Source organism: Acidovorax sp. KNOB132 (genome assembly GCF_057541515.1).
Window position 1 is genome coordinate 51007 of record NZ_BAAJYT010000001.1, and the last position, 20270, is coordinate 71276.

The window sequence follows — 20270 nt, forward strand, 5'->3', positions numbered from 1 at the left end:
TCACTGCTCGATGCCGGTTGCCGTGACGAGCACGGGGTAGTGGCGCAGCCCCAGTCGCTGGGCCAGGTCGTCCCCGGACGCAGGCGAGAGCGTCACGCCCGGTGCCAGCCCTCGCAGCGCGTCCAGCGCTTGCGGCGATGCCACATTCACGACCAACCCGCTGGCATGCAGTTCCCGCAGACGGTCGAGCCGCTGCTGAAGCCATTCGCGCGAGCGCGGATCGTCGCCGATAACGAAGAACGGCGTCAGTCCCGATGCCAGAAGCGGGCGGCGCTCGACCACTCCTGGCGTAAGCCAACCCGAGCGCACCGGCAGCATGGCGGCTTCCCCGCGAGGACCGGTGGTTGCGCCGGGCAATGGCAGACGCTGTGGCGCATCCGCTGTCGCCGAAGAGCGTGCCGGCAGGCCCAGGTCATCGTAGTAGGGTTGCGCGGGAGCCCCGCCGCGGTCCTCGACCACGATCAGCGCAGGGCGGGGTGTGGGCAGGCTTGCCGGCGCCGTCGCGGCCCGGATCGCGCAGGGCAGCGTGCTGAGTGTGGCCAGCGCGAGCAGGCCGCCGGCAGCGTGGAATCGGTGGATGTTCATGGCGAGGGACCTCAATGGCCGTTCAATGCGGCGAGCGCTTGGGGGCTGCCCAGCACCCGGACCAGATGGCGGTGCACGCTGCCGCGGTAGCGCATGGCGGGCGCACCGCCGGCCGGTCGGTGGTAGCGGCCGATCGCCAGCAGCCAGTCTTCGCCGGGCGTGTGCTGCTCGCGCAGGATCTCGGCCGCGATCGCGAGATTGCGGTAGGGATCGAGCAGGGCACACGGTTGCGCGACCCGCTGGCCGTGATAGCCGAGATTGACCTGGCCCAGCCCGACGTCGATCCGCTGTGCCGGCGTTCGACGCAACGCCTGGCGCAGACCAAGGCACGCGTCGGCGCGCGTGGCATAGCGCTGCGAGGCTCCGGCCACATTGAGCGTCCACGGCCATGGCACCTGCCGGCCTCGCAGCCGCGTTCCGCTTTCTTGCAAGGCCACCGCATACAGCACGGGCGAGGGCACGCCTGCCTGGGCCGCGGCGAGCTGATAGGCCGGCGGCGGCAGTTGCTGCGACCGCGCTTGGGTGTTGCCGCACGCACCCAGCGCGAATGCCAGAGCCAGCCACCAAGGGGGGCGTCGGCCCGTCATTGCCGCTGCCATTGGCCGCCAACCTCACGCACCACCGCCGGCAGGTCGCCCGGCAGGCCGAGCGACAGCCAGCGGCCGCCGTCGTGGTTGAGCGTGATGGTGCGTGCGCGCACCCGTGCCGGATCGATGCCTGCCTGGCTGGCCCAGCGGCGGATGCGGTCGTCGTCACTGCGGCTGCCGACCACATAGACATCGAAGGCCGTACCGGCCGCCTGCAGTTGCAGCGCCCGCTGGTTGCAGGGCGCGCAACCGTCCTTGACGAAGACCGCGATTCGCCCGGGCTCCGCGGCGCCAGGCATGCCGGACTTGCTGGTGTCCGCCTGCACACCCTGCACGCCTTGCAGGTTCACGCGCTCCTGCCCGGGATGCAGGCGTTGCCAGGCCGCGTCGTAGGCGCGCTGGTAGCTCAGGGTCTTCTCTACGCGGCGGGCCTCGGCCTGTACCTGCAGCTCGGCATAGCGGCGGCGTTCCTCGTCGGATCGGGCCTCGATGCCCAGCGCGGTGAGCGGATCGAGGCCCGGCGAGTAGGTGCCCAGCGGCCCCTGCATCAGCGCCCGGTAGCGCGACCACTCTTCGGCGCGCAGGTTCCACTCGCGCGCCTGGCGTTCGTCGTCGCGCGCCTGGTCCAGCGGGCGGGACTCGCTCTGGCGGATGCGGGACTCGGCGCTGCCCGGTGCCTGGGCCAGCGCCTGGACGTTCGCTGCCAGGGCCAAGGCCAGGCCCGCGATCAGGAGGGCGGGGCGAGGATCGTCCATGCCGCGGCTACCGTGCGTGCACCGGCACGCGACGCACCTGATCGCGAACCGTGAACAGCGCAGCGCCTGGCTCGATGCCGTCCAGCCGCCAGTCGCCTTCCTGGTCGCCCACCCGCAGCAGCCGGACCTGCGCGGGCGAGGAAGCCCCTGGCGGGGCAATGGCGAGGAAGGGAACCCCGGCCCGCAGTTCCGTGCCGAGTACCGCGAAGGGCGGCGGGGCCGGCGTGGCATCGCGTGCTGCGCCGTTTGCGGACGCGCGTGCGGGTCGGGTGGCGGCCTGACGCTCGGCCAGTTGTTTCTGCACGGCGTCGATGCGTGCCGTCAGTGCGGTCACCTCGTCCGCGCGGGCCAGGCTCCCCTGGGCCTGCTCGATGCGGGCAATGCGTTCTCCGATGGCCTGCTTCTCTGCCGAGAACGCCGATTCGGTGACTGGTGCGGGCTGGCGCCGGGCTTCGTCGAGGGCCCCGCGCAGTTGCGCCACGCTGCTTGCAAGGCTCTTCATCTCCCCATCCCGATGGGCGTTGCGCGTCTCCTGTGCCAGACGAGACAGCCGCACGGTGTTGGTCACCGTGGCGACGCCCAAAAGGAGCACAGCGGCACCGACTGCCACCCAGGGCCAGCGCATGCGGGCGCGCCCGCTCGGCGGATGGGAAATCATGGATGCTCCATGCGGTGTTCGATGGCGAGGTCCGCCAGAGGCGGCACCGTGCAGGTGCTGCCAGTGCCCTCTGCGGACGCTTCGGCGGCTCGGTGGAAACACACCTGCCGGGACACGTCATCGACGGAGAGGCTCCAGGCGCTGCCAGCCATGGTCAGCAGGGCATCGCGCAGCGTGAGCGGACCCAGGTGCATGTGCGCGGCCGGCAGCGGCTGGGCATACAGCACCGATCCCTCCGCATCGTCTGCGCACAGCCGGTATCCCGAGTGCCGCAGCAGGTACTGCAAACCGTCGCCGACCGTGGTCTGGGTCGACGGCGGGAGCGTGATGTCGATGACCTGCAGCAGCAGGTCGCGCTGTGCGGCCTCGGGCACCAGTTCCACGAGGGTGTAGCGGCCCTGGCGAACCACGGGAATCCGCGTTACCTGCGGTGCAAAGACGATGGGAGCCGTTGCTGCCGCGTCTGTAGTCGCGCGCGGCGGTGAGGTGGTTGAGCAACCGGCCGCGCACAACAGCGCCAGTGGACCCGCTCGGGTGACGAGCCTCCACCGGTGTGCGGTGTCGCAAAGGAATTGCAGCATGGATCGGCTCCTGCAAACGTGATGGGGGCACGATGCGAGAATGCGCGGGCACCGTCATGCTGCAATGGGAATGCGGCGCCCACCGTTTTGATGGTGGGTGTGGTTTGCGGTCTGAAATAAGAAATGAAAAGGGGGAGAGAGATGCGATGGAAATGGCCTTGGGGCAAGCGAGCGCACGAACCGGAGGTTCTGGACGACGATGCGATCCGGCATGCGCTGGAGCATCGGCTCCTTCAGTACGCTTGCCTCTACCAGCAGAATGTGGCGGTGGGGACGCTGCGGAGCTCAGATGTTTACAGCCCCGATTTGTACGTCCGGATCAACGGCCGGCAGCCGATCGCATATGTCCACGAGTGGAGCCTTCTCCCCGGCGGTAAAGAAGCGCGGGTGGGGCACTTTGCCGTTGAAAAACACCTGGAAGGCAGGGGCTTCGGCGAACCGCTCGCACGCGGTTTCGCCAACGCACTGCGCCAGGAGTTCGGCACCGAGCGGATTGTGTTCAGCGAGCGCAAGTACTCGCCCGCCTACGAAAAGCTCTTCAAGCGCCTGGGCGCACATCCGCAGGATCGCTGGGAGTATCCAGGGTGCCCGGACTGGGTTTGGACCGTTCCGGGCAGCGATGCTGATTGATCGACGTCGCAGAAAATTTTGACCGAATCAAAAGTGAGTTCGGTTACGCGATAGAGCAGCTAGTTGTCTACGCTGAGACAGTGGGGCGCTTGTACAGTCGCCCTAACCTGCCACGGATGGTCGAATGGCCGCTGCAAAGAACATCGCCAAGGGAGCTTTGCTGAGCGTGGGCTACTGTGCCGCGTTCTTGCTGGCTTGGCGATGCTCCGTGGACCAGTGGTACCTGCCGGCGGGATTGCGCGTTGCCAGCCTGCTGTTCCTGCCTGCGCGGCGATGGCCATGGTTGCTGGCGGGTGACGCTGCGGCGCTGCTGGTGTTGCGCGTGCCGAGGGTCGAGGACTGGGGTGCCAGCACCACCTGGGCCTACCTGAGTCCGTTCCTCTTGATGCCCGCGATCTCGCTGCTTCCCGTCACGGCACGCTTTCATATTCCCGATTTGACGCGCAAGGACCACTGGCTGTTGCCGCTTGCGCTGGTGACCGCGCTGTGGAGCACGCTGTGCAACATGGCGCTCAATGCCGCGCTGGGTGGCCCATCGGGGCCGGCGCCGATCGACACGCTGATCCGGTATTGGCTGGGCGACTACCTGGGCACATTGATGTTCGTCCTGCCGGCGCTCCTTTGGCTGCGGCGCGACGAAGCCTTGCGCCGGCCGTCCCATCTGCTGCACGAAGGCCTGGCGTCCGTCACGGTGGTGGCGCTTCTGTTCGTCGCTATCACCCTCATCGGCGACACCGTGCTGCGGCAACTCCTCAGGGTGTTGCTGGTCGTGCCCGCCATCGCGCTCACCCTGCGCCATGGATGGCGCGGTGCGGCACTGGGCGTGGTACTGGCCAACGTCGCGGTGGCCCTGTCGCTGCCCAAGACCGTCGAAGCCGGCGTATTCGACGCACAGGCTTTCGCCGTGCAGATCCTGCTGGCGGTCACCGCCACCGGCCTGTTTGCGTTCGGCTCGCGCATCTCTGCGGCCTACCGGCAAGTGCGCGACTTCGCACGGGTGCGGGAGCAGGCACTGGAATTCGCGCAGGCCGGCTACCTGTCTGCCGAGCGCACGTTACGCAAACGGGTGGTCGACTACACCGATCTCACCGTGCAGATCAATCGGATGCGCAGGGACGTAGTGGAATACCTGCGCTCCCAGGGGCACCACGCAGCGGCCATGCAGATGACGCGCACCGGGGTGATCCAGGCGCAACTGCTCGATGAGTACGTGACGGCGCTTTATCCGCTGGGCATCGAGACGCATGGCCTGTACCAGACGTTGCGCTCGGTGAGCTTCGCGAACCTGTGCAACACGGAGTTTCGCTGGCGGATGCGCGGCGATCCCCGACAGCTTTCGCTGGGACTGCAGCTGGTGGCCTATCGCTGCGTGCTCAACGCCGTGGAAACGTTGCCCGTTGCGCGAACCCACCTGATCCAGGCGCGGGTATGGCGGGTGCGGGGCATGCAGGGGATCGTCGTGCGCATCACCGCGGATGCGTCCGTGCTCAACGCCGTCCGCCGCGATCATCCCGAGTCCGATCGGGAGCTGTCGGTCCGCCTCAAGACGCATGGCGGCACCTGCCGGCGCCGCCATGCGTTGGCCTTGAGCTTTCTCGTGTCCGAGCGCGTCGGCGTCGGGATCAATCTCGCGAAGTGACCACCCAGGCATCGCCCTTCGCATCCGATCGCAACCAGACCACGAAATCCCCGGTCTGGTAGACCACGCGCCCCGGGGCGGCAGGCGTGGCCGACAGCGACACGCGGGCCACGTCCTTGCCCATGGGAAGCACCCACAAGGTCTCGTTGATGCGCCCGACCGCGGCCCGGACCACGCCGGTGGCGTCGTTGATCTGCAGATAGGTCACGCCGTCGCGTTGGAACTCGTAGATCCGCCACGCCGAATCGGTGGCGAGATTGGCCGCGCGGGGAGCGCTTTCACCCAGCCCGGTGGCCGCCGGCACGCCATGCCCACCCGAGGGGCAGCACGATTGCGCATGGGCCTGGAAGGACAGGGCCACCCCTGCGACGACGACCAATGCCAGCGTCTTTGCTTTCATCTCCATCACACTGTTCCTTTTCCCCAGCTGGGGAATGTCCGCCTGCAGTTCAGGCACGACCACGGTACGTGTTTCATGCGTGGACTCGGTTGACAACAGTCCGCTCTCAGGCGCCGTCGTCCAGCGCGCCGGGGCACGCGGTCCCTGGTCGGCGGCAGGCAGCGTGAAAAGAACCCCCTGGATGGCGCGGATCGGCCTGTACTGCTGCTATCTCGGTTTGACCTTCACGTAGCCCTGGCGGTCGCCCGTGCGTGCGGATTTGGTGTCCACGCGGGCACACAGGTCGTTGCCGCAGCGCACGATGTCGGCACGGTTGAAGGCTTCCACCAGGTCGCCCTGGTCCTTTGCCTGGGCCACGCGGCCCTCGTAGTAGCGCAGCACCAGGCTGGCGCTCAAGAGCGGCCCCACTGCAGCGACGATGGCGACGCCGAGCACGATCCAGGCATGGCGCAGTTGGCGTGCGCCGGCCTGGCGCTGCAGCGCCGCCGCGCTCTCGGAGGCGGCGGTGATCTGGCGGGCCGCCAGCTGTACGTCGTCCAAATACTTCTTGGTGGCGACCGTCCACCCCTCGTCCAATGCGGAACGCACCTGGGAGCGCAGCCGATCCAGCGCGTCGGACTGCGCGGCATGGATCTGGTGGGCGGTCGATGCCACTGTGCGCTGCAGTGCCTGCAGGTGCTGCTCCGTGGTATCGGCGAGTCGCGTCTCGCTCTGCTTCATCGCCACCGCCAGGCTGGCCAGTGCTTGTGCGGCGGTGTTCAGATCGGCTCTGTCTTCTTGCATGGCGCTGCCTGGCTCAGGAGATGAGGTCTTGCAACTGGGGGTAGTCCGATTGCAGCCGGGTCGCGGTTTGCGACACCAGCGGGGCACAATCGGAGAGGCGAAGACCCTGAGCGGCAGCCCAGGCGATGTCGACCATCGCGTTGCCGGCCTGGAACTCGGGCAGGCCTTCGCGCCGGCGCAGGGATTGCACCGCCAACAGCTCCATGGGAAAGATCCAATCCGGCGGGTCATCGAAGTCGAACAGGCTTCTCTCCGTCGAGATTCTGGATTGCGACTCGTGGTAGCCCGCCGCGGCCTGCATCGCCTGGCGAAAGGTGTCTTCGTCGCGGGTGCGCCACTGCGAAAGCAAGCCCGCATAGGCCGGATGCAAGGGGTGGACCGGCGCATAGGTTGTCGAGACATCGAGCGCGTCGGCGAAGAGGCCGATCAGAAATGCATCGCTGGTCCCTTTGCCCCAGCCGGTCGATCGCACTTCGGGCGGCTTGAGCCGCTGGTTCGTCTCCGCGACATGGGCAAGCCAATGCGCGCACTGGGTGGCCCATGGCCACCAGCCCGCAACGCATGGGCCCGCGGCATCCAGCCCCGACTCGAAGGGCAGCGGGAGGATTCCAGGCTGTTTGGGATGTGGCACCGCCGCCTGAAGCAGGAACGCGAGTGCCTTGAACGCGATGGCGTTGGCCAAGGACGTTCGCACCTCTTCATGATCGCCCCTTCCCAGGTACGTGCCGGCACGCACTGCATGGAAATAGCCAATCATTCGCAACGCGACACACTGCCCGCGACTGATCCTGCCTGGTAGCGAAAGCTGGCGCGCCAACTCGGCTTCTTCTATCTCCATGCCTCCGCTGGCGATGGACTTTGCAAATCCACCCTCCAGTGTCTTGAAGGCGTTTTCCATGAACGGGTCTTGCATCTATGCACTTCCGATTCGCCAGGAGAGGGTTTCAAAACCCGCCTTAACCACCGCCGCCGCCTCCACCACCACCGCCAGCACCTCCTCCCCCGCCGCCGCCGTCTCCACCACTGCCACCACCACCTGGACCCTGCATCATGGTGGGAGGCGTGAGGCGATGCATCATGACCGGGCCGCGGCTGGTCTGGACGTCGGCAACGGCCGTCTGGAGTCCAATATTCTCGGCCATGTTGGCCTGGTCCTGGGCCATCGCCATCGTCTGCGCATCGAGCCGCGCTTCCGCCTCCTTCATCAGGGTCTGGGCCCCGGGAGAGGCGGCCACCCGTTCCATCGCCGCATAGAGTTGCTGATCACTGCCACTCTTGAGCGCGTAGAACATTTCATCGATGTCCGGGTCGCCCGTGATGCCGGGCGTACGCGCCCCGGTGGGAGCCAGGCTGCCGTGCTGCTGGGGCGGCACCCAGTCCTCGATGACCATGTCGCTGCTCAGCTTTCCGGTTTGCAGGTCTCGACCAAGGTTCACCCGGACCCACTTCGCGGTGATGCCGCTGGCTTGCACATCGATCATCAGCTCGCGTGCGCGTGCCACGGTTTCCTGCTCCCAGATGTTGTGGGTCTCCCAGTATTTTTCACTGCCGACGGCTTTCGCCAGGCGACCGGGAATGATGTCTTCCGGATCACCGGATGCGGAGCGTGCTCGGTTGTGAACGGAGGCTTTCACCTCGAAATACTCGATCTCTCCATTCGGGGCCAGACCCACCATGTCGTTGCCATGCCCCGAGATGTTCTGGATGGGCATGAGGTCGGTATAGCCTTCCTTGACCAGCCGATGCGCGAGCAGCGCCTCGCCGATGTCTCCAATGTCACGGCGGCCCAGGGCCTGCAATGGCCTGTCACCAATCCATGCCTCCAGTGATTGCTCGAACGGCACCTTGCCGGAGAACACTTCCGGCTGCTTGCGGATCAGGTAGTTCAATTCGTTCGGATGCAATGCGCCGCTTCCGAGCAGCTCGTCCATGTGCCCGGCTTTGCGCACGGTGTCGATCAGTTCGTGCAACTCGCCCTGGCTGCGCTTGATCCCGGCCATGCCGCGGTACAGGTTCTCGGCGACTTCCTCGCCGGCGGCGCTGCCGCGCAGGGCACGCGCCTGGCCCAGCGTCTCGGCGATCTCTGCCGCGGCTTCCGGCCCTCCGCGCTCCAGTCCACGCGTCAGCTTGGCCAGCCGCGTCGCGCCGCCCACGGGCAGCGCGGACATCGCCACTTCGAAGCCGACGGCGCCGCGCATCTGGCCGCCGGCTTCGTGGCCCTTTCCGGCCTCCTGCGCCGCCTCCATGCGCTGTGCAAAGCCGGTGTAGGCGGCCTTGGCCGCCGATCCCAGGTCGTGCAGCGGTTTGCTCGGATCCTGCGCGGCCTGCGCCGCATACAGGCCGACCGCACCATTGACGACGTCCCGGTAGTTGGCATCGTGCTGGTAGCGGTAGCCGAATTGCGCAGCGGCGCCGGCGCCGGCCACCATGTCGAATGCAGCGCCGTACTGGCCCTTTTTCTCGCCGTAGGCCTCCTGGGTCTTGCCCAGCGCGAATCCGGCGGCCTGGCCGACCGCGCGTTCGGCCGGCGTGGCGCCTGGGTCGTTGCCCAGGCCGTCGCTCAGCCGCTTGGCATCGGCCAGCGTGTCGCTGATCGATTGGTCCACGCGATCGGCGGCCTGCCGCACCCTCTCGTGCGCTTGGTCGTACACGGCGCGGGCACGGTCGGCGATGCCGGGATCCGTGATGCCGCCAGCAGTGAGCGCGCCGGCCAGCTTCTCCCGACTGGCCGCATCCAACCGGCTGTTGATCGCCTCGACCAGGGGCTGCACCTGGGTTTTGCCGTCCGGACCGGTGAAGGCCGGGGAGCCCTTGAGATCTCGGACCAGCGCGTCGGCGTCGATGCCGTCGATGGTCTCGTTGGCATGGATCAGCCGTTGGGCCTCGAAGGCGGCGGGATCGAAGCGGCCGTTGTCGTCGATCGCACCCAGCAGGGCAGCGTATTCGCTTGTGGTGTAGCGGGTCTGGCGGCGCTCGGCCATCAGCAAGCCTTCCTGGGCGGGATGGGCCTAGGATGCCAATTCAGAAGGCAATGCGCATTAGGAAAACTCTGACGTCACTTGCACTGCGCCAATGCCGTGATCCGGTACTTCTCCGCGAAGCTCTGGGCATTGGGATTGGGCGACGCACCCGTGCTCAGGATGTCGAAGCCGTTCGGGCAGTGCTTTCGGAGCGTGGTGTCGCAGGACAGCGCACTGCTGTAGTTGTCGCCTGCCGAATAGCAGGTCGCGGTGTACCGACCATCGCGGCTTTGGCTGCCGCCGAGCCAGCTATCGAAACGCTCCATCCCCCGTTGCGTCGAAGCGCAACCAGGGAGTGCCAAGGCCAGGGCGAAGAGTGACGCACGAACGACGAAGGAAGACTGGAACATCTGCACCCACCCTGGGTTCCCAAAGATCGCGGGCGCCGCCGTGCACCCGCGCCAGATGCTAAGGCGTCAGTTGGCCTTGAGTGTGAAGTTGGCGTTAATGGACCAGCCGCCGTCGCTGGTTCCGAAACTCAACGACGTCTGAAAGCCCCCGACCGTTGGAGAGTTCCAATTCGCATTCCATGCACCATCCGTGTTCCTGCTGAGGGACGCGGTGACGCCGCTGTCGAATTTGAACTCGGTGCCGATCGAGTCGTTCGAGAGAGAAAAGGAAATGTCGCCGAATGAGACCTTGCCGGAGCCATTGAGTTGGCCACCGGGGGCGAACGATGCGCTGAACTCGAAGTTCTCCATCGCGGTCTTGAAACCCACGCGGCCATCCATGGATGTGCCGTTGGTGGAGGCCGTGCCGAACGCACGCCCCTGTTGGACGGTGACCTCGGCGCCGCCGGTCTTGACCTGTCCGTTGAACGTTGCCGTGGAGATCTGCCCCTTGAATGCCGCGCCGATGACGCGCCCCTTGTCCGTCACCACCTCCGCCTGGAACGGTATCTCGTTTTCCGGCATCGGTTGTCCCGGTGTACTGGGTTCGCGGACGCTGGGTGTTGCATTCCGATCGCGCTGGCTTGGATGGGTGCTTGAAGAGGTCATCGGTTCTCCACAGTGGGTCTCGGGTTCAAAAGTGTCGGAGACGAGCTCGCCGCTGCGGTAACGCCTGGTAAGCAGGCAGCGCAAGTGCAATCGGCAAAAAAGCGGCTCCCGAAGGAGCCGCCAAGGGTCATCACAGGATCAATGCACCAGCTGCCTTGCCAGTGCCACTTCCACCGAATCGCCATCCTGGTTCAGCACGTCGAGCCCCGATTCCGGGATGTCGCCCGACGTGCTCTGCGCCACCATGATCTTCTTGGCCATCAACTCCAGGCAGGTCATCTGCGAGGTGGCGCCGTAGCCCAGGTAGATCACGCGCACCGACTGCGTCTGGCCTATGCGCCAGGAGCGGCGTGCGGCCTGTTGCAGCGAATACACGTTGTAGCCCGACTGCAGGAAGACGATCGTCGGGAACTCCAGCAAATCCAATCCGGTCTTCACAAGCTCCGGATTGGTGATGAGCACGTCGATGCCGCGGTCCAGCTGCTCGGCGATCCAGTCCTCGCGGCGGGAGGCTTCTACGCTTGCGCGCAGCACCGCCACCTTGAGGCCTTCCATCTCCAGCAGCCGCTTGAGCCGCGCCGTCGTGTCGCGCGTGCCGGTGTACACCGTGTAGACCAGCGTCTTGCGGCCCAGTGCCTTCTCCTGCCGGCAGATCTCGACCAGTTCCCGCTCCTTGGGCATGGCGTCCAGTTCGTGGAACTGGGGCGGCACGAACGCCAAGGTGTCGCGCGTGCGGGGATGCACCACCGTCTCCGACCGGAAACACGTGTCCGGCCAGGCCAGCAGCACGTTGAGGACCACACCCAGCAGCGTCGTGTCGCGGCGTGCCAGTGCCTGCCGCAATTCCGCAGTGAGCCGGCCTGCCAGGTTCTGGTAGGCCGATGCCTGCGCCGGCTCCATCGCCACTTCGCGGAACTCTTCGTCGTAGGGCGGCAGCACGTCGCCGCCGATGTCCTTCAACTTGAGGAACACGGTGAACGGCAGCACGCAGCGCAGCACACCCTTCGGTCCGAATCCCGGTGCCTTGACGGTGCGCACGACATCTTGGAACCCTTGGCCGTCTTGTGCGAAGTGCCCGTGCTCTCGGAATAGATGTCCTTGAGCACACCGTGGTCGCGCATGAATGCCATAGCAGCCGAGGTCATCGAGCCGCTTTTCGAGGGCCGGTAGCCGTCTTCGATCATCCGCCCGGGAAGGGCCCGGAACAGCAGATAGAACAGGTCGTCGCCATAGCCGCCCATCAACGTGCCGGTCAAGTTCAGCGTCTTTCGCGCCTTCGCCGCCAGCACGCCCATCGCCTGTCCCTGGGCCGAGCCGCCGTTCTTGTACTCGTGCGCCTCGTCGGCGATGAGCAGGTCGAACGTGCCTTGCGGCAGGTAGCGTTTGATGAATTCGGACGGCTGGTAGCCGCCCTCGCCGAAGCCGAACTCCATGTTCGCCATCGCGCGCTCCATGCGGTGCGCCTGGCGGTCCGAGAAGACCAGCTCGCCGCGGTCATCCATCAGGTTGATGAACTCGTGGATGTTGTCGCCGAGCATGGAGGCGAGAAAGCCGTCGCCGAACGTGCGCATCAGCCGCTGCGCGGTGACCTGTCCGATGGTGGGAATGCGCTGCAGCGCCTTGAGCACCGCGCTGGACTGATCGGTGGCCGACAGGCTGCGCGGGCGCATCAGCGTCCACAGCGGCAAACGGCAGCCACCGCAGGTGCGGCGGGTTTCCTCCGCATCGAGTTCAGCGGTGCCGATGGGCTCGCCGTCCTCGTCGGTGATGACGGTGCCGCAATGCGGGCAGGTGCCGACGTCGCCGTGGCGGGTGCGCCGCACTGCGAAGGCGGGCTTCCAGTGAAAGCCCATCCGCATGCGCACGCGCCCGAGCACGAAGAACTCCTGCGCGTGCGCGGGGACCTGCAGCTGCTCGCGCAGTTTGAGCAACTTGACCAGTGTGTCCGGGCCGTTGAGCACCCAGACCTTGGCGCCAGCGACGGTTTGCTGGATTTCGCGGCGCCACTTGTAGACGAGGTGGGGCGGGGAGAGCACCAGCGTGCGGCGGTAGCCTTCGGCGTGCAGCACGGCGGCGGTGGCGATGCCGACGGTGGTCTTGCCGCAGCCCATCTCTCCGTTGACGAACGCAGCGCGTTCGCCGCGGTCGACGAGCAGCTCGGTAACCGCGTGCACCACGTCGGCCTGCGCGGGGAAGAGCCGGCGCTTGAGGCCGGAGAGTACCGATTGCCGGTGCATGCGAACCTGGCCGGTATAGACCGGCGGGTTCGCACCGTTGAGGGCCTGCAGCAATTCGTCGCCGAACTCCGAGACGAAGTCGGTGAGGGCGATGGTGAGCGGGGACGATGCGTCGTCCAGCAGTTCGCCCTGCACGGGCGCCGCATCGTTGGAATCGAGATCGAGGGACATGGTGATGCTCCAAAGAAAAAAGGGCATGCACCCGCCCCGAGGGGCAGGTGGCATGCCCCGGGGATGGGAAGAGCGACGGCGAGCCGTCAGGAAAGCGAGATCAGTTCTCGGACGGCAGCACGACGTGGGTCGCGCTGCGGTCCGCCAGCGTGAAAACGTGGAGATTTAATTCGCGGGTGACGACATAGAACGAGCCCAGGCGTCCGCCTGCGGGTAGCGCGGCGTTGTTCGCATGCCAGGCCTCGTTGGAGACATCGCCCCAGTCACCGCGCATGTGGCGTTGGACACAGGGCAGGGGGTCCAGCCGGCCCTCGCGGACCAGCCGGTAGACCCCTTCGCTGTAGACCAGCGCGCCGATGGGAAACAGCGGGTTGTGGCGCTGCGGGATGCGATGAGAAGAAGACGACATGGAAGGCTCCTTTCAAAAGCGGAGCACGCCCGGCCCCGGGGCCGCGACGTGCCCCAGGGGGTGAATGAAAAAAAAGCGGAACCGCTCAGCGGGGATCCGGTTCCTCCGGCAGCCGCACGACGGTGCGGTGGCGCGCCTCGTCGGTGAGGACGAGCAACGCCAGCCGGGGCGTGATGCGGTACTGCGATTGCAGGACGCCGCCTGCCTGCAGCGCGCCTTCATTGGCGCGGCGCCGGGCTTCATCGACCTCGCCCCAGTCGCCGCGCATGTGGCGCTGCACATAGGGCAGGGGATCGAGGAGGCCCTTGCTGTCCAGCCAATGCACCTGCTCGCTCAACTGGAGCTGGCACACGGAGAACAGCGGGGACGGCACGGATGCACGCCGCTGGCGTGCGAAGAGACCTTGCAGCATGGAATGACTCCTTGGGTTGGAAAGAGGCGGCGAGGCCGCCGATGGGATCGAACGTCAGCGAATGGTCAACACCTCGCCCCGGGTCGGGGAGGACGGCGTCAAGTCCCACGCGCGGATGACCGGCACGAACTTGTCGGTGAGGATGCGGGTCTCTGCGACGGAGCCGTCGTCCCGCTCGGTGTACTGCCTGGCGAGCGTTTTCTCCTTGTGCGTGTCGCCCTTGACGGCCAATACGCGGCCGGTCTTGGAGGTGACCACGCCAGAGACCGCACCGGCTGCGAGCGCCAAGGCGAGATGCCAGGAGGACAAGGCCCGCGCCGGTGGGCGCAAGGCCTGCTGGGCGGCGCCCAGGTGCGTCTGTACCGAAGGCCACAGCCCTTGCAGCCGGCCGACTTCCTCGGCGAACTGCGCCGGCTCCATCGTCACGCGGTAGAAATGCTCCGGCGGCGCCGGGCTGGCAGGCACGGTGTACGGCAGGAACGGCCATTCGGTCGGCAATGCGTCGGCTTCCACGTCGCCATGCCCGACCTGCAGCAGCAGGCCGCGCGCGGCTTTCGCTTCGTCCGACGCCTGGTCGCGCTGGCGGACCCGGCGACCGAAGACCACCACCTGGCGGAACTGCGTCTCCACCGCTCGGTAGACCCGCAGGCCATCGAAGTGGCGCGTGAGCCATCCGACCAGTTCGGCATCGAGCACGTAGCTGGGCACGATGAAGACTAGCACGCCGCCGTAAGGCAGCAGCGGCAGGCAGCGCTGGTAGAAAAGCTTTTCCAGCCGCGCACGGCCTTGGCCCTGGTAGCCGATGTTGCCGTTGGCGTCCCGGGACAGGTCGCCGTAGGGCGGATTGAGCCAGAGCAGGCCGAAGGCCTGGCGGGAGATCATCGTGTCCATGAGGTCGCCGTGCAGGCAGTGGTCCACCAGTGAACGCGCGTGGGCCGCGCGCTCGCCGTCGTATTCGACGGCATACGCGGTGACCTGCTCGCGCCCGAGGGCGTGGGCCGCCTCGGCGATCGCCACGCCTTCGCCGGCGCAGGGATCGAGGATGCACATCGGACCGCTGGCGGGTGCGAGGGCGGACAGCACCCGCTCCAGGGTCGGTTCGTCGGTCGGGAAGTAGCCCGCCTTGATGAAATTGCGCGCGAGGCGCGGAAACATGAGTGCCATGGAATGCTCCTGTTGCGGGGAGAAAAAAGGAGGAAGGGCCTGCGTTGCAGGCCCATCGAGGGCGTCAGGCGCGCCGCCGAAGCGGCTCCGCCGGGAGGGCGTCTTGCGCGCAGGCGCGGAGAACATCGCGGCGGATCAACTCACCCAATGCTCGGGCGAGCACGGGCACATCCAGGGCCAGCCGATGGCCTTCGAGCGGCCCGAGCGCCATCGGAAGGCGGCTCAGCATCGCCTGGGTGGACAGCAGTTCCAGCACGGTGTCGCGCCAGTGGTCGAGCAGGGGCAGCGGACAGGTCTGCTGCACCAGCGTCCACAACCGTTCGGTGGACGCGGCGTCGGCCTTGGGGATCAGGGCGAGCGCGCTGGCGTTCGCTTTATCGGGCTGCACGCAGCGGCGATCGAACAGCCACAGGTGGACCATGGAGCCGAACAGGGTGCGGCGGAAGGCGCGCGTCGTGCGCTTTTCCAATTGCTCGACGTTGCCGACGAACACGGGAAGCGCAGCGCCTTCGCCGGTGACCAAGTGGAACTGGTCCAGGCCCTGTGCGTCGCCTGGCAATGTCAGGCGCGCCAGAAACTCCTGGATGGCGGTGTCGCGTGCCCAGACGGACAGGAAGACGAGTTCGCCCTGTGCGCCGCAGACGCAGGCATCGACCATCAGGTCGGCGCATTCGTCGATGCGGTAGAGGGGCGGGGTGGACGAAGGGTTTGCGGGCATGGTGGTGTCCTCGGATGAACGGGAACAGCACCGCCCGCCGGGGCAAGTACTGCCCCAGGGGGTGGAAAAAAGCCGCTCAGTCCGGCGTGAACTGCCGGGTGTGCGGGTTGAAGTGAAGCGCCTGGTCTGCCGAGGTGATCGGCGTGAAACCCTCCAGGTAGATGTGGTGGAGGTACTGGTCGCGGTAGGTCAGTGCCCGTCGCGCCTGTTCCTCGGTGAGACCGCTGCGGATCAAGGTCTCCCGCATTTCCTCGTCGCTCGACACTTCGTCGTTGGGCAAACTCCCTTCAACGAGTGCCACCAGGGCGGGCGAGAGCGCCGCCAGGATCGGGTCCATGTCGGCTCCTTCGCTCAAGCGGTCAGCGCCGCGGCGGGTGCCGTGGCCATCGTGGGCGTGCGACGCCGCGCGTGGTGGGCGCGAACGCCTGCACGCCAGTCGGCGCACTGCTCTGGCGCGAGGTCGAGGTAGGAGAGCGGGCACGAGTAGTAGTACGGGTGCATGGACTCGTACAGGGGCTTGTGGCCCCATTGGTCGCCGCTGCGCTTCAGCAGATCGCAACGGATGGTGCGCAGGGACTGGCCCGGTGCGAGATCACGATGCACGCCTTCGGCCTTGGCGGTCACTTCGGCGACGGACCAGAGGACATTGCCGCGCAGCGCGTGGGCGATGACCTTCACGCTGGCGCGCTCGGTCTCCTGCGGTGCGATCAATTGCGCGATCAGTTCAGACCGCGATTGGGGAGAGAAATACCAGCCCATGAGAGGCCTCCTGAGATAGAAGAGCCGGAGGTCTCCCCCGCCGGGAAGAACCCCGGCGGGTGGTGAAAACGCCGCGTGTGTGGCTATGGAGCGAAGGGCCAGTCTTCAGTACGAACCGCAACCGGCGGGACAGCAACCCACTTCGATGCCGTGCGAGCAATAGCCGTTATCCGCATTCCAGTCCTGGGATTCCTGCCGTTCGGCAGGTGTTGCGTAGTCCCATTCCCGTGCGATTTTCAGAGCCTGTGCGCGCTGGTCTTCGGGCAATCGACCGGCTTGCGCATCGATCGCCGAACTGAAGCGTTCGACGTAGTAGTCGTGAGACAGGCCGCAACCCTTGTTGGCTTGCGCGGCGAGTGCCTCGCAGACCGTGCGCCACGCGGGTTCATCGAACGCGTCGGGCGTGTGACCAATGGGATGTGATTGAGTACTGCAGCCGATCGTTGACATGGTGAAGAACTCCAGAAAGAGGCCAGAGCCTCCCTTCCGCGCGGGAAGGCGCTCCAGCGGGTGGATGAATCAGCGCGGATGCGGTGCAGAGACTTACGCCGCCTGGGGTTCCGGCTGGCGTTTCCATTCCTGTGACCTGAAATCCAGCGCATAGCCCAGCGAGCCCAGGCGTGCGATCTGCATGCGCAGCGTGCGACGGTCGATGGTCGAGTCCAGCTTGACGAACTCGCCCAGGGGCCACAGCACACCGAACAACGCAGCGTCCTCACTGTCGGCACTACCGGCGGTAGTGGTGTCAGCCGCGGCAGTGGATGGCGCGTCCATGCCGAACGGCGTGGTATCGATCAGCGGATCTTTCGATGTCCGCACGGGTGCGGGCTTGGACGCGGGACTTGGCTCGGGGACCGGTGCCGGTGTGGCAGTGGCCGGTGCACCCAGGTCCTCGTCCAGGGGATCGACGTCCTGCGGCGCAAAGCTGCGGACTTCGTCGCGGCTCAACTGGTCCAGGCCCGAGAGGGTCATCCCGTCGAGGTTGGCCCGGATTTCGAAGCGCATGCCGCCGGCGGTGGGATACGCCTTGGGATAGATGTAGCGGATGGCGAAGCTCCCTTCGTACTTGCCTTCGGGGTACTGCTCCAGTTCCGCGTCCTTCACGGCGAACTCGCCAATCGGCGTGACGAGCCGACCGACGTTGAACGGGCCGTTGCGGCCACGGATGGTGCGCAGCGTCAGCTGGCCGGTAACGATGTGGGGTGTCGTGGACAACGGCGGTTGGTTGGTGGCCACATGGGATGTCTCCTCGGAAAAAGTGATGGGAGCCGGATGGCGCCCGTTCAAAGCGGAAGAAGCGGACCCGCCCGCGAGGGGCGAGGTCCGTGCGGCGCTAGGCCTTGAGTTGGCGCAGGCCATCGGCCAGCATCCACAGCGCGCGGTTCAGGCGCAGGTTCTGATCGATTCCTCGTACCTCTCGCGTGCGCTGGCGACGGCCATTGGCCGTTCGCGCGGACAGACCACCTTTGACCAGGTTTTCCTGGACCCGGTTGAACACGGACCACAGGTCTGGCCGCCGATCGTCGAAGCGGCGCGGCGAGAGCAACTGACTCTCCGCGACTGGTAGAGGCTTGTCCGGATCGTCGTACTTGAGCGCCAGTGCGGAACGTGCGAACACCTGCGCCTCGCCCTCGTCGAGGGTCAAGTCACGCATGGCATCGCGGGATTCCCGCACGGTGTCGAAGCCGTCGAGCACCTTGAAGGCGCCTTCGATCACCTGGCCCGACACGTCGCCCTTGTGGGGCACGCGGATGTCGGCGGCGGTGTCGCCGCAGACCAGGCCGTTGTGGCAGACGAATCGGTACATGCCGGCGAGCATCTGGTAGCTGCTGGTGCCGTCGTGGCTGTTGACGAGGATGATCTCTTGGGCCTCGGCGCCGTTGATCTGGCTCGCATGGCGCAGGCGGATCAGGTGCTTGGTGAACTCGCGCCGATCCTCGTTGCGGACGCGCGTCTGGCATACCATGAAAGGCTCGAAACCTTCGGCACGGAGTTTGGAGAGCACGGTCGCGGTCGGAATGTAGGCGTATCGGTGGGACCGGCTGCCGTGGGGTTCATCGGCGAAGATGGAGGGCGCAACGGTGCGGATCTGGTCGTCCGACAGCGGACGGTCCGCGCGCAGCACGGGGGAGTGGTGCGAAAAGCGTGTGGCAAGAGACATGTCCGTTCTCCTTGAACAATGCAGCAGCCCGCCGGCCGGTGGATGGCCTCGCGGGATGCGTAGGAAGGAAAGTGCGAACGCATGCACCTCCGGGAAAGGAGCTGCATGGGCTGCTGGGGAGGAAAGACAGGGCCCCGGTGATGGGGCCCTGTCGGTTCAGCACGAGGCGGCCAGGGCCGACTCGTGTTCTTCGGTCTCGCGCTCGGCGGACTCGGACGGCGGGACGCCGGCGTCGTCGTCGGCAGGGCCGGCGGCATCGCGGGCACTGTCGTCCTGCGCCGCTGGCGCGTCGGCGATCGAAGGGACCTCGGGATAGACCTTCTGGCCGTCGATCTTGATCATGCCGACGTGGATCAGCTTGGACTCCAGGCTCGCAGCTGCTTCGCCCGCATGCTCGCCCCGGGTGCGGATGTACGGATCGATCTTCATGTCGTTCAGATGGAAGGCGATCAGTACCTTGCGCTCGGCCTCGATGGCCTGCACGCAACGCCGCACCAGGTGCTGGGCATCGACGGTTTCGACGATCGCGTCGATGTAGCGGTATTCCGGTTCATCGACGGGACCCGCCAACGCGGCAATGGAGCACGAGAGGAACGCATCGCGGTCCTTCGGAGTGACTTCCTTCGGACGGTTGAGGTAACCGATGCCGCGGGTGATCAGTTCGTGCGCATCGACCGTTGCCAGTTCGGTGCGCTCGATCGGTTCGGCCTTCAGCAGCCGGCCTTTGATGCTCGCAGCGGCTTCGCCCTTGCGTTCACCGCTCGGACGGATGTACGGATCGCCCCACAGGTCGCCGATCCGGAAACGGACCAGCGGACGCTGCCGGGGATCGTCGACACCGATGTAGCGCTCGACCAGCTTCTTGGCCTCGGCACCCGAGACCTTGACATCGAAATACCGGTAGCTCGGATCCTTCGCAGGACCGACCAGCGCGGCGATCGTGCACGCCAAGAAGGGCTGTGCACGCCGGCCCCCCTTGACGGGAACTTCGCGGGCCCGCTGCACATAGCCGATGCCCGAGGTGTGGAGGTCGAAGTACGACTTCGTGTTGGATGGGGTGTTCATGGTGAATCTCCATGGGAAGAAAGCGGAGACACACCGACCCCACGCTGCGGGGAGAGGTGCGTAACCCCGCGGTGGGTTGATAAGGCGATCTGCATCCACCACCGGGCAAGCCGGTGATCGTTCGCACGAGGGATGCTGTGCGAACTGGTCCGGTCACGCAGCGGATGGGCTGCGCGCAACCTCGAAGACCGGAGGTTGCCTGGCATGTCACCGACATCGGTCGGCAGGCATGCGCGAAGCGTCATGCGTCCTGGGCTGATGTGCTACCGCAAAGGGGAAACCGCATCTGACCGCATTGACGGAGACAATTAAATTCGTAGGACTTGGTTGCCAAGACTCAACAGGTCATTTGCCAACTGGAGTCGCGCTACAAGCATCAAGTGGCTAATGGCGCTGTGCAGCATTGCAGTTGTAGTGAAGCTGCCGACTTCTCAACCTCCCTACCGTTAACTTGCCAACACCGCCATCCCGTGGGTTGATGTCTGGTCGCCCCACCATAAAGAAATTTGAGCAGCGCTGAATGGATAAATCGTTTTGC

23 protein-coding genes and 1 pseudogene are annotated in these 20270 nt (G+C 66.3%); 2 read left to right on the top strand and 22 right to left on the bottom strand.

Annotated features, from left to right (window positions below; translation table 11 throughout):
• From AC27IO_RS00260 to pilL2, 5 genes are read right to left on the bottom strand one after another with little or no spacing between them, the layout of a single operon-like run.
• Entirely contained in the window at window positions 1-585 is a 585-nt protein-coding gene (locus AC27IO_RS00260; RefSeq protein ID WP_498736590.1) for an integrating conjugative element protein, read from the bottom strand.
• Between the two features lie 11 nt (window positions 586-596).
• A complete protein-coding gene (locus AC27IO_RS00265) occupies window positions 597-1172 on the bottom strand; it encodes a lysozyme family protein (RefSeq protein ID WP_498736592.1) in 576 nt (191 codons plus the stop codon).
• Window positions 1169-1927 carry a TIGR03759 family integrating conjugative element protein gene (locus AC27IO_RS00270; protein WP_498736594.1) on the bottom strand — a complete coding sequence of 253 codons (759 nt, stop codon included), beginning with the start codon at window positions 1925-1927 and terminating at the stop codon, window positions 1169-1171. The genes AC27IO_RS00265 and AC27IO_RS00270 overlap by 4 nt, the downstream gene beginning before the upstream one ends.
• A 7-nt stretch (window positions 1928-1934) precedes the next feature.
• Window positions 1935-2585 (bottom strand): hypothetical protein, encoded by a 651-nt coding sequence (locus tag AC27IO_RS00275; RefSeq protein WP_498736595.1) that lies wholly within the window; start codon window positions 2583-2585, stop codon window positions 1935-1937.
• Window positions 2582-2995, bottom strand: a complete 414-nt coding sequence (gene pilL2 / locus AC27IO_RS00280) for a PFGI-1 class ICE element type IV pilus protein PilL2 (RefSeq protein WP_498736597.1) — start codon at window positions 2993-2995, stop codon at window positions 2582-2584. Before pilL2 ends, AC27IO_RS00275 begins: the two co-directional genes overlap by 4 nt.
• Before the next feature lie 312 nt (window positions 2996-3307).
• On the opposite strand from pilL2, the gene AC27IO_RS00285 reads away from it, so the two are divergent.
• Both AC27IO_RS00285 and AC27IO_RS00290 read left to right on the top strand, forming a co-directional pair.
• A complete protein-coding gene (locus AC27IO_RS00285) occupies window positions 3308-3796 on the top strand; it encodes a hypothetical protein (RefSeq protein ID WP_498736600.1) in 489 nt (162 codons plus the stop codon).
• Between the two features lie 124 nt (window positions 3797-3920).
• The gene (locus tag AC27IO_RS00290; RefSeq protein WP_498736602.1) at window positions 3921-5435 is read left to right on the top strand and encodes an MASE1 domain-containing protein; all 1515 of its coding nucleotides are present in this window, start codon (window positions 3921-3923) and stop codon (window positions 5433-5435) included.
• Here AC27IO_RS00290 and AC27IO_RS00295 read toward each other — a convergent pair.
• The 17 genes and pseudogenes from AC27IO_RS00295 to AC27IO_RS00375 all read right to left on the bottom strand — a co-directional run bounded on the left by AC27IO_RS00295 (window position 5419) and on the right by AC27IO_RS00375 (window position 19732).
• Window positions 5419-5841, bottom strand: a complete 423-nt coding sequence (locus AC27IO_RS00295; protein ID WP_498736604.1) for a hypothetical protein — start codon at window positions 5839-5841, stop codon at window positions 5419-5421. The genes AC27IO_RS00290 and AC27IO_RS00295 overlap by 17 nt on opposite strands.
• A gap of 201 nt (window positions 5842-6042) precedes the next feature.
• The gene (locus tag AC27IO_RS00300) at window positions 6043-6618 is read right to left on the bottom strand and encodes a hypothetical protein (protein WP_498736606.1); all 576 of its coding nucleotides are present in this window, start codon (window positions 6616-6618) and stop codon (window positions 6043-6045) included.
• A gap of 13 nt (window positions 6619-6631) precedes the next feature.
• Window positions 6632-7531 (bottom strand): hypothetical protein, encoded by a 900-nt coding sequence (locus AC27IO_RS00305; RefSeq protein WP_498736608.1) that lies wholly within the window; start codon window positions 7529-7531, stop codon window positions 6632-6634.
• Window positions 7532-7574: 43 nt separating this feature from the next.
• Window positions 7575-9599 (bottom strand): hypothetical protein, encoded by a 2025-nt coding sequence (locus AC27IO_RS00310; RefSeq protein ID WP_498736610.1) that lies wholly within the window; start codon window positions 9597-9599, stop codon window positions 7575-7577.
• A gap of 74 nt (window positions 9600-9673) precedes the next feature.
• Window positions 9674-9904: a hypothetical protein gene (locus tag AC27IO_RS00315; RefSeq protein WP_498736612.1), complete on the bottom strand. Its 231-nt coding sequence runs from the start codon at window positions 9902-9904 to the stop codon at window positions 9674-9676.
• Window positions 9905-10054: 150 nt separating this feature from the next.
• Window positions 10055-10636, bottom strand: a complete 582-nt coding sequence (locus tag AC27IO_RS00320; RefSeq protein ID WP_498736614.1) for a hypothetical protein — start codon at window positions 10634-10636, stop codon at window positions 10055-10057.
• Window positions 10637-10774: 138 nt separating this feature from the next.
• Window positions 10775-13044, bottom strand: a pseudogene (locus AC27IO_RS00325) (helicase-related protein).
• Between the two features lie 100 nt (window positions 13045-13144).
• On the bottom strand, window positions 13145-13453 hold the full coding sequence (locus AC27IO_RS00330; RefSeq protein ID WP_498736616.1) for a hypothetical protein: 309 nt from the start codon (window positions 13451-13453) through the stop codon (window positions 13145-13147).
• Window positions 13454-13538: 85 nt separating this feature from the next.
• Complete coding sequence (locus tag AC27IO_RS00335) at window positions 13539-13865, bottom strand: methyltransferase (protein WP_228316121.1); 327 nt, start codon at window positions 13863-13865, stop codon at window positions 13539-13541.
• Between the two features lie 54 nt (window positions 13866-13919).
• Window positions 13920-15029: a DUF6094 domain-containing protein gene (locus tag AC27IO_RS00340; protein WP_441004858.1), complete on the bottom strand. Its 1110-nt coding sequence runs from the start codon at window positions 15027-15029 to the stop codon at window positions 13920-13922.
• 64 nt (window positions 15030-15093) lie between these two features.
• Window positions 15094-15747 (bottom strand): hypothetical protein, encoded by a 654-nt coding sequence (locus tag AC27IO_RS00345; protein ID WP_498736619.1) that lies wholly within the window; start codon window positions 15745-15747, stop codon window positions 15094-15096.
• A 76-nt stretch (window positions 15748-15823) separates the two neighbouring features.
• Window positions 15824-16084 carry a hypothetical protein gene (locus AC27IO_RS00350; RefSeq protein ID WP_498736675.1) on the bottom strand — a complete coding sequence of 87 codons (261 nt, stop codon included), beginning with the start codon at window positions 16082-16084 and terminating at the stop codon, window positions 15824-15826.
• Between the two features lie 14 nt (window positions 16085-16098).
• Entirely contained in the window at window positions 16099-16506 is a 408-nt protein-coding gene (locus AC27IO_RS00355) for a hypothetical protein (protein ID WP_498736621.1), read from the bottom strand.
• Between the two features lie 105 nt (window positions 16507-16611).
• The gene (locus tag AC27IO_RS00360) at window positions 16612-16956 is read right to left on the bottom strand and encodes a hypothetical protein (RefSeq protein ID WP_498736623.1); all 345 of its coding nucleotides are present in this window, start codon (window positions 16954-16956) and stop codon (window positions 16612-16614) included.
• Between the two features lie 93 nt (window positions 16957-17049).
• Entirely contained in the window at window positions 17050-17742 is a 693-nt protein-coding gene (locus tag AC27IO_RS00365; protein WP_498736625.1) for a DUF3275 family protein, read from the bottom strand.
• Window positions 17743-17839: 97 nt separating this feature from the next.
• The gene (locus AC27IO_RS00370) at window positions 17840-18667 is read right to left on the bottom strand and encodes a DUF932 domain-containing protein (protein ID WP_498736627.1); all 828 of its coding nucleotides are present in this window, start codon (window positions 18665-18667) and stop codon (window positions 17840-17842) included.
• A gap of 156 nt (window positions 18668-18823) precedes the next feature.
• Window positions 18824-19732 (bottom strand): DUF3577 domain-containing protein, encoded by a 909-nt coding sequence (locus AC27IO_RS00375; RefSeq protein ID WP_498736629.1) that lies wholly within the window; start codon window positions 19730-19732, stop codon window positions 18824-18826.
• Between the last annotated feature and the right edge of the window lie 538 nt (window positions 19733-20270).